Origin of the sequence: Streptomyces sp. NPDC051907, assembly GCF_040681075.1 — a bacterium.
In the GTDB taxonomy this organism is placed as follows: Bacteria; Actinomycetota; Actinomycetes; order Streptomycetales; family Streptomycetaceae; genus Streptomyces.
In genome coordinates this window covers 1-1,145 of sequence record NZ_JBFAYB010000250.1, presented here as the reverse complement: position 1 = coordinate 1,145, position 1,145 = coordinate 1, and the positions used below count along the sequence as shown (strand labels likewise).

Genomic DNA, 1,145 nt, shown 5'->3' with positions numbered 1-1,145 from the left:
CTCTGAATTGACAGCAATCGGAACTTATATTCAATTTTGGCTTCCTCAGGTTCCACTTTGGTTGATTGAAATTGTCATGCTAGCTCTTCTTTTTGGACTTAATACTTTAAATTCTCGCTTTTTTGGTGAAACTGAATTTTGGTTTGCGATGATTAAAGTAGCAGCAATCATTGGAATGATTGTCACTGCGATTATTTTAGTAGCTGGTAATTTTCACTATAGCACTGTTTTAAGCGGAAAAACCGTTCATGACTCTGCTTCACTAAGCAACATTTTTGATGGCTTTCAACTCTTCCCACACGGTGCTTGGAACTTTGTTGGTGCCTTACAAATGGTTATGTTTGCCTTTACTTCTATGGAATTTATTGGAATGACTGCGGCAGAAACAGTTAATCCTAATTTATTTACCAACAAGCATGGGCAAATTGGCAAGTTCAATCAACTAAGCAACAAGGTAAGAAGCAAGTTCCAGTTTATTCGACCTTCAAGAAGTTTTTTGATAAAGAAAAATTTGAAAATGATATTTTAGGAATCGAAACTTCGGACAGTGCTTTTAAAAAGGACAAAAAACTAATTAACCTCATGAAAAAAGCAAATAAGTAAGAAAGGAGGAAAAACATGGAATCTTATAGTGTAGAAGCGGTTCTGAGTGCTGTTGATAAAAATTTCACTTCAACCATGAAAAGCGCTACTAGTACAGCAAGTTCTACAGCAAGTTCTATCGAAAGTTTATCTACAAAATATGATGGAGCATTTCAAGATAAAAATGGGCGATGGAGAGCTGCTAATGGTCGGTTTTTGACCATGAAAGAAAAAAGTGAGATGCTTGGCAAATCGTTTGATGAAACTAGTGGCAAAAGTCAAAAACTCGGCTCATCTGCTGGAGACATCCTAAAAGGAGTTGGTGCCTTTGCCATTATGAATAAGGCAGTAAATTTGGTTTCGGACTCGCTTGGTGCAGCGATTGGTCGTTTTGATACTTTAACAAACTATCCGAAAGTAATGGCTCAAATGGGCTATTCTACTGATGATGTTGCTAAGTCAACAGAATTACTAAAAAAAGGTGTTGATGGTTTACCTACTTCACTTCAAGAACTGACGAAAAGCTCTCAAAGCTTTGCGATTTTAGAGAAAAGCGCAACGGG

Annotated in this window: 1 protein-coding gene and 1 pseudogene; both read left to right on the top strand. The window is 36.9% G+C overall.

Annotated features, from left to right (window positions below):
• Nucleotides 1-529, top strand: a pseudogene (locus AB0M39_RS42175) (hypothetical protein); the annotation flags it as partial.
• Nucleotides 530-618: 89 nt separating this feature from the next.
• A partial coding sequence (locus AB0M39_RS42170) for a hypothetical protein (protein WP_365374543.1) occupies nt 619-1,145 on the top strand: 527 nt, incomplete at its 3' end.